The organism is Okeania sp. SIO3B5, assembly GCF_010692555.1.
Taxonomy (GTDB): domain Bacteria; phylum Cyanobacteriota; class Cyanobacteriia; order Cyanobacteriales; family Microcoleaceae; genus Okeania.
Map to the genome: position 1 here is coordinate 1 of NZ_JAAHHG010000563.1, position 6,330 is coordinate 6,330.

At 36.7% G+C, this 6,330-nt stretch carries 3 protein-coding genes; 2 read left to right on the top strand and 1 reads right to left on the bottom strand.

Translation table 11 applies throughout. From position 1 onward, the window contains the following. Positions 1 to 321: 321 nt before the first annotated feature. Positions 322 to 477: a hypothetical protein gene (locus F6K54_RS38220; protein WP_293089304.1), complete on the bottom strand. Its 156-nt coding sequence runs from the start codon at positions 475 to 477 to the stop codon at positions 322 to 324. Between the two features lie 100 nt (positions 478 to 577). Between F6K54_RS38220 and F6K54_RS38225 the strand changes: the two genes are divergently transcribed. Beyond that, on the top strand, positions 578 to 1,891 hold the full coding sequence (locus F6K54_RS38225) for a serine/threonine-protein kinase (protein WP_293089306.1): 1,314 nt from the start codon (positions 578 to 580) through the stop codon (positions 1,889 to 1,891). A 1,423-nt stretch (positions 1,892 to 3,314) separates the two neighbouring features. Beyond that, positions 3,315 to 5,345, top strand: coding sequence for a CHASE domain-containing protein (locus F6K54_RS38230; protein ID WP_293089308.1), 2,031 nt, complete (start codon positions 3,315 to 3,317; stop codon positions 5,343 to 5,345). Positions 5,346 to 6,330: the final 985 nt, after the last annotated feature.

Below are 6,330 nucleotides of genomic sequence, written 5' to 3' on the forward strand. Positions count from 1 at the left end.
TAGTTAAGGGAGCAAACTCACAAAGTAGCGATCGCCTGATTATTCAGTCTCAAGCATTAATTTAACTATTGTCCAATAGTTAAGGGAGCAAACTCACAAAGTAGCGATCGCTTGATTATTCAGTCTCAAGCATTAATTTAACTATTGTCCAATAGTTAAGGGAGCAAACTCACAAAGTAGCGATCGCCTGATTATTCAGTCTCAAGCATTAATTTAACTATTGTCCAATAGTTAAGGGAGCAAACTCACAAAGTAGCGATCGCCTGATTATTCAGTCTCAAGCATTAATTTAACTATTGTCCAATAGTTAAGGGAGCAAACTCACAAAGTAGCGATCGCTTGATTATTCAGTATTAGATATCTCCAAAAATCAAAAATAAAATCAATTATTACCCAGAAATTATCAATTATTCTTCCCTGTTCCCTGTTCCCTGTTCCCTCTTTTCTGGAGATGTCTATTGTGATGATTGATATCAATTTTGCCTCACTTGCCAACCTACGGTATTATGACTCAATAATATTAAGATTACTTTTAACTTTTAACTTTTGACTTTTAACTTTTGACTTTTGACTTATTATGTTAACTCCAGGAAAAATTTTAAAAGAGCGTTACCAACTACAAAAACAATTAGGTCCTGTTGTAGCAGGTCGTAAAACTTGGCTAGCATTTGACTCCCAGTCACAAGAACAAGTAACCATCAAAATGTTAGCTTATAGTCCAGAAATGTTAGGGCAAGAATTGAATTTATTTGAAGCAGAAGCACAAATTTTACAAGCCCTAAATCATCCTCGCATCCCTAATTATCGCGATTATTTTTTATTATATAAAGAAGCTGATGCAGGTTTATCATGGTTTGCATTAGTACAAGATTATATTCCCGGTTTTTCTCTCCAAGAATTATTAGATAGAGAGAAAAAATTCACAGAAGAAGAAGTAGAAAAAATTGCCAAAGAAGTGCTAGAAATTCTGATTTACCTCCACGAACTAGAGCCTCCTGTTTTACATAGAGATATTAAACCCAGTAACTTAATTATGGGTGCAGACCAACAAATTTATCTGGTAGATTTTGGCGGAGTCCAATCTCAAGGTAATGCTAATGGAGCAACTTTTACTGTTGTAGGAACTATCGGTTATGCACCTCTAGAACAATTTTGGGGTAGAGCAGTTCCAGCTTCAGATTTATATGCTTTAGGAACAACTTTAATTCATTTACTAACTGGAATTATCCCCGCAGACTTACCACAAAAAAATTATCAGATTCAATTTACTGACAACGTTGATATTAGTCCTAGTTTAGCAATATGGATTAATAAAATAACAGAAATGGATTTGGAAAGACGTTTTAAAAATGCTCGTGAAGCATTAGTCAGCCTCGAATCAGAAGCTAAATTTAAATCCAGATTGCAACCAAGATTTGTCTCTGCCAAAAAAACTGTAAATTTCAGCAGTATTATTAGTATTAATAAATCTTCAGATATGATAGAAATATATACTCATGCTCCTAGTTTTAGAGAGCTAAAAGATTCTGGAATTATTGGTGGAGCGCTTTGTATGTTTTTGGGTTTACTGCTAACTCATCCAATTTATGGAATATTATTTTTTATCATTATTTTTGTCGGAACATATATACTCTTTGGAGAAAAAAATTATATTTATATTGACCGTAATAGTTTTCAGGTAGAACGACATTTGTTTGATCTTGTTTATGGGAAGTTTCAGGGAAATACTAGAGATATTGTACAGGTATTATCATCTAAGTTTGAATCTGGTTATCAAGTTATAATTCAATCTCAAATAGATAAATATCAACTCGATAGAGCTATGAACCCAACAGATAGCACGCGATTAGCTCAGGAAATTAATGAATGGTTGAATCAAAAACCAGATTGAAGAAGGAAGAAAAAAGAAGGAAGAAGGAAGAAGTGGATGAGGAGAGTCAACAATTAATAATTAGGGTTTGCTGAAAAAGTCTTTTAGTAGGGGTAGGAGACAACCCACCCCTAACCCCTCCCCCTCCCAGGAGGGCAGGGCTGTTTCATTCTCAATAGACACGGGGACGCACCAGACACACCAGACATGGGGATGGAGGCTTTTAAGCGGCGTTGAACCAAATATCCTCTCAGAGCTTAAAGAGGCTTATTGGCTGAAAAATAGGCAAATTTTGGCAAATTTCACTGTTCCACTATGCCAATTACTCCCGTTCTCCATAAATCATTAATCTACAATACTTTGAAACAGCCCTGCTCCCAGGAGGGGAAGACAGGAGACAGGAGACAGGAGACAGGAGACAGGAGACAGGAGACAGGAGACAGGAGACAGGAGACAGGAGTTAGGGGAATTATAGAGGAGGTAGTCGGAAAAATTGTAAGAGTGATTTTTCTGCCATAATCGTCCCAAAATACTAGATTTTTGAGCTTTTTGAGCTTAAAACAGGCGCACTTTTTTAGACAAAAAAATACTAAAACCTTTATCTGTCAATGCTTTGGTATTTAATCAGCAAACCCTAATTAATACAGGATTTACACACGGACACTAAATACAGTAATGGCGAATGCCATTAGCCCCTACATATGGCTTTTTTAAGGTTAATTTGCGTAAGTCCTGTAATAATTAATAATTAATAATGGTTTTATTGCATGAATGTTGCGATCGCAGCAAACCCCCTCCTAACTACTAGAATATTGATAACAAACATCGATCGCACCTGCTCTTATACCAATTCCCAAAAATAATGCTATACTCCATTGGCATTTCAGTTATTAAGTAATTAACTTATGTCGAATAACTTTTTTGCTACTCTGAGGTAAGTTAATGTTAATTATTCTTATGTTTAATTCTCTCCCACTCCCCCACTCCCCTACTATGCGAAAATATAGAAAAGTTTTTGAGAAATGGTATTATACTATATTATACTATTGGTCTGTCAAGATAGTTTTGAGGATTCGCATTACCCAAAAATCTATCCATAATTTCACAGTTACAAAAATCACAGTTACAAAAATCTATCCATAATTTCACAGTTACAAAAATCACAGTTACAAAAATCTATCCATAATTTCACAGTTACAAAAATCACAGTTACAAAAATCTATCCATAATTTCACAGTTGACAGACCACTATAGTGCAGATTTGAATAAAATATTTTTTAAAAGTTTCAGGACTTACGTATGCTTCACCTTGAGAACGCCATATGTAGGGGCTAATACCATTCGCCCTCACTGAGTTTAGTGTCCGTGCGTAAGTCCTGAGTTTATTAAAAATCACTGAAATTATAATATTGCGATATAATCTTATTGAAAATAATTATTAATAGTGATTATAAAACTTATGTATTTATTCAAGCGGTACAGAGCCACTGGAATAGTAGGATTTGTTGGAATTAGCCTTTCGATCATCGCTACCTTCATGGTTCACCGCTGGGAAATTGCTAAAGATAGACAGCGGTTTGAACAACAATCTATGGCATTAGTCGGTGAGTTGCAAAGGCAATTGGATAGCTATATCCAACTAACCAGATCGGTTGGAGCATTATTTAATACCGCTAAAATAATCACTAAGCAAGAATTTCAAGAATTTTCTAATTCTCTATTACCATATTACAACGGCTTGTTGGGATTAGGTTGGACTGAAAAAGTAAATGCTCAGGAACGCCAGATTTATGAGCAAAAGTTACAAACCCAAGGAATAATTAATTTTCGGATTCACGAGTATGATTCAACAGGAAACCATGTTGTGGCAGGGGATAAACCTGTTTATTTCCCCACAACCTATTTTGAACCCTTAGATAGATGGCAAGATTATATTAGTTGGGACGCAGTATCCGATCCAAAACGTTTGCGGACTATAAAAAAAGCAGAACATCTTGGTGTGAGTGTAAGTACGCCTTTAGTGCAGTTGGAAAATGGCAAACCAGGATTTGTGCTTTATTCTCCAGTATTCACTTCTAATAACCTAAATGCACAAAATTCCCTTGGCAGTAAACAACTTAATTCCCAGACTAAATTTCAAGGAGTAGTATTTGGTATTTTTGAACTTCAGACTTTTATAGAAAAAGCAGTAGCTCATCTAGATCTCAATGGACTTGATTTCTATCTATATAGTTTGCCAGAAGATCAGTTAGACTCAGCCTTAAACAAAACAGCAATAACAGCCACTGAATTTTTCCTAATTGCTTACAAAGCTGATACCGAAACTCTCACAAAATCCGCTCAAGTTGCAAAATTGGACATTCTTGATAGTTCCATGATTCAATCGTCAAACCCCTGTCATTACAATAATGAATGGCAATTCTGCATCCGTTCTCTTAATCTAGCGCGACAGGAACTTTCCCTGCTAGTCTTACCTTCTGCCAAACGTTATATTTATAGTTGGCGGCCTGCAACAGTTCTAGCATTTGGGTTATTAACGACTGGATCTTTAATGATGTATTTATTAATCTCCAAGCAAACAATGTTGAAAGTTGAGCATAAAAATCGCAAGTTAAAGGAATTATTACAACAGCTAAAACAGACCCAATTACAATTGGTACAAACTGAAAAAATGTCTAGTTTAGGGCGGTTGGTGGCGGGTGTTGCCCATGAAATTAATAATCCGGTCAATTTTATTACAGGAAATGTTGAATATGCCAGCAAATATTGCCAAGATTTGTTGTATTTACTTGACCTCTATCAAACCGAATATCCTGTAGCTACTCCAGATATTGAAGCAGTTATTGAAGAAATTGAGCTAGATTTTATTGCCCAAGATTTACCCAATTTATTGAATTCTATGAAAGTTGGGGGTGAACGTATACACGAAATTGTCTTATCTCTGCGTAATTTTTCCCGGTTAGATCAATCAGTAGTTAAGGATGTAGATATTCATACGGGTATTGAAAGTACATTGATGATCCTAGATCATCAGCTCAAAGCTCACTTCGAGCGCCCCGAAATTCAGGTCAAGAAAGACTACGGTAATATACCTTTGATTAAATGTTATGCGGGTCAATTGAATCAGGTATTTATGAATATTTTGAGCAATGCAATAGATGCCTTACAAGATTCCATGGCAGTAGGCAAGTTCAAAGAGCGATCGCCCATGATTTTCATTAAAACAGCTCAAGTTGATGCCGAATGGATTACGATCCAAATTGCCGATAATGGTCCTGGCATCGCACCAGATATTCAAGCTCACTTATTCGATCCATTTTTTACAACTAAACCAGTTGGTAAAGGAACAGGATTAGGACTTTCCATTAGTTATCACATTGTGAGAGAAAAACATGGAGGTTATTTAATATGTTCATCTGAAGAGGGAAAGAATGCAGAATTTATCATTAAGTTGCCGATCACAATCAATTCTTAAAAGTCTTTTGATAGAAATCTAGTGTCGCTACGCGGAAGTTACAGCATATTTCGGGCAAATTATGTACAAAATGAATAGACATCTCCAGAAAACCCGGATTTCTCACAAAATAGACATCTCCAGAAAAGAGGGAACAGGGAACAGGGAACAGGGAACAGGGAACAGGGAACAGGGAACAGGGAACAGAGAACCCACCCCTAACCCCTCCCAGGAGGGGAACAATTGATAATTTATGGATAAGAATTGATTGTTTTTTTTGATTTTTACCAGATGTCTAATAAGTTTAATAAGTCAAAATCCTTATCTAATCAAAGTCATACAGAATAAGGTTTTCAACAGTGTGTTGTTTTTTATCCTCTCTTTTAAGTAGGGTTAAATGCTTGCTATACAAGCTTTTCAGCGACTATAATCACAAAATTTGTGAGAAATGCAGGAAAAGAGGGAATAGGGAATAGGGAATAGGGAACCCACCCCTCGCCCCTCCCAGGAGGCAGGGCTGTTTCATTCTCAATAGACGCGGGGACGCACCAGACACACCAGACACGGGGATAGAGGTTTTTAAGCGACGTTGAACTAAATATTTTCTCAGAGCTTAACGACGCGTACTTTGCTGAAAAATCGGCAAATTTTGACAAATTTCACTATTCCTCTATGCCCATTACTCCCATTCTCTCTAAATCGTTAATGTACTATACTTTGAAACAGCCCTGCCTCCCTGGAGGGGAGGGGAGATAACTGATGATTTCTGTACGATAATTGATTTTATTTTTGATTTTTGGAGATGTCTAATAGTGAAAATATTGTAGTGAGGCAATCTAGCCATCTTCGGGGTGTACCTCACGGGCAGTGGAAAACGCTTTGACATACTCCCCGGCGTAAACGCACGGGGATTCTCCTGAAACCAGGATTCTTGGTTCAATGAGTCCACTTAAACTAAACACCTTACGGCATCTAGTCCAGAGATGGTTCTCACGCCTGCGCGTTC

Bases quoted from the DNA above. Each gene is read 5' to 3' on its own strand.
- F6K54_RS38225 (WP_293089306.1), top strand. From the start codon at position 578: ATGTTAACTCCAGGAAAAATTTTAAAAGAGCGTTACCAACTACAAAAA.